Below are 2,128 nucleotides of genomic sequence, written 5' to 3' on the forward strand. Positions count from 1 at the left end.
TCCCGCTCCGTAGCGAGGCCGATCGCGGCCTGGGCCCGCTCCTACAGGGAAGAGGAATGCGAGGGAAGCAAGCATTGTGACCAGCTACCTGATCTCCGACCTGCACCTGGACGAGAGCCGCCCACAGGTAACCCGGGCCTTCTTCGACTTCCTGCGCGGCCCCGCCGCCGGTGCCGGGGCCCTGTATATCCTCGGCGACTTTTTCGAGGTGTGGATCGGCGATGACGACGACGCCCCGCTGGCCGCGGAAGTGGCCGCCGAACTGAGCGCCTACAGCGGCACCGGCGCCGAGCTGTACCTGATGCACGGCAACCGGGATTTCCTGATCGGCGAGGACTTCGCCCACCGCGCCGGCGCCATCCTGTTGCCGGACCCCACCACAGTCACCCTGGCCGGGCAGAGAGTCCTGCTCATGCACGGCGACAGCCTCTGCACCCGCGACAACGAATATATGACCTTCCGCCAGCAGGCCCGCGATCCCAACTGGCAGCGGGAGCTGCTGGCCAAGCCCCTCGAGGAGCGGCGCGCTATCGCCGCGCAGCTGCGCGCGGTATCCAAGTCCATGAACAGCCGCAAGGCGGAAGACATCATGGACGTGACCCCGGAGGAAGTGGAGAAGGTAATGCGCGAACAGGGCGTGCACACCCTGATTCACGGCCACACCCACAGGCCCGCGCGCCACGCGATCACCGTGGACGGCGAATCCGCCGAGCGCATCGTGCTCGGCGACTGGGGAGACCTGGGTTGGTGCGTGAAGGCGGACGGCGATTCGCTTGAACTGATCCACTGGCCCATAGCATGATTGCCGATTAGGACACCGCAGCCGCCCGCGACGCGGACGAGCACCAGGGATGGAGCGAATCACCGCCGAGCCCAGCCAGGCATCGGGCCGGAGACCCACCCTGGAGAAATAACGGATCAGAGAACCGCTGACGTGAAGAACCTGAAAAAACGCGTACTGATCCTCGGCGGCTACGGCACCTTCGGCTCCCGTATCGCCCGGTTGCTCGGCAGCGACAGCGACAGCGAACTGCAACTGATCATCGCCGGGCACGACAAGTTCAAGGCAGAACTCTGCGCCTCCCAGCTCCCCAATTTCGCCGAGGGCCTGCGCCTGGAGCGCGACGCGGTCAACCTCGCCGCACAGCTCAAGGCCCTGCACCTGGACCTGTTGATTCACTGCGCCGGCCCCTTCCAGCACCAGGACTACCGCGTGGCCCGGGCCTGTATCGAAGCCCACACTCCCTATATCGATATCGCCGACGGGCGCCGCTTCGTATGCGATTTCCAGCGCCTCTCCCCCGCCGCCGAGGCTGCGGGCGTGCCTCTGGTCTCCGGCGCCAGTAGCCTGCCGGCGCTCAGCTCGGCGGTGCTGAGGGAATTGCGGGACAAATTCGCCGAACTGGAGTCAGTGGATATCAGCATCGCCCCCGCACACCGTATCGAGCGCGGGCTGGCCACGGTGCGCGCCGGTTTCGAGTCCCTGGGCGACAGCTTTCCCCAACTACAGGAGGGCCAGTGGCGCGAGACCTACGCCGGCAATCACCTGCGCCGGCTCAGGCTGGCCCACCCGGTGGGCGAACGCTGGCTGTGCGACTTCGACGTACCGGACCTGGAACTCTGGCCCCGCGCCCTGCCCGGCCTGAAAAATGCCCGCTTCGCCACCGGCGTAGAGCCGCGCGCCCTGCAGTTGGGCCTGGTCCTGTGCGCGCAGTTGGCCCGGCAACCGCTGCCGTTCAACAAACTGCAACTGTCGAAACTCGGCTACCGGCTCGCCGCGCACTGGCCCGGCGGCAGTGGCCACGGCGGTATGCTGATCCACCTGGGCGGCACAGACCGGAACGGCCAGCCGTTGGGTTACCGCTGGCAGGCCCTCGGCCTGAACGGTGACGGACCCTGGATCCCTGCGGCGCCGGCGGCGGCGATGGCCAGGAAAATACTGCGCGGCGAGTGGAACCGGGCGGGGGCGCAGGCCTGCTGGCAACTGCTCAGCCTGGACGAAATCCTGCGCGAACTGACCCGCTTCTCGGTGGTGACCGCCGTGGAGAGGCTGGAATAGTTGAACCTGTAGGAGCGGGCCATGCCCGCGATCGGTCTGAGATTCAACCACCGATCGCGGGCATGGCCC

The 2,128-nt window shown here is 67.2% G+C and carries 2 protein-coding genes; both read left to right on the plus strand.

The features are described 5' to 3' along the window. Positions 1-76 precede the first annotated feature (76 nt). Positions 77-802 (plus strand): UDP-2,3-diacylglucosamine diphosphatase, encoded by a 726-nt coding sequence (locus ACRC0P_RS16885; protein WP_438632468.1) that lies wholly within the window; start codon positions 77-79, stop codon positions 800-802. 132 nt (positions 803-934) lie between these two features. Beyond that, the gene (locus tag ACRC0P_RS16890; RefSeq protein ID WP_438632469.1) at positions 935-2,059 is read left to right on the plus strand and encodes a saccharopine dehydrogenase family protein; all 1,125 of its coding nucleotides are present in this window, start codon (positions 935-937) and stop codon (positions 2,057-2,059) included. Positions 2,060-2,128 lie beyond the last annotated feature (69 nt).

The organism is Microbulbifer sp. (assembly GCF_051659245.1).
Classification (GTDB): domain Bacteria; phylum Pseudomonadota; class Gammaproteobacteria; order Pseudomonadales; family Cellvibrionaceae; genus Microbulbifer.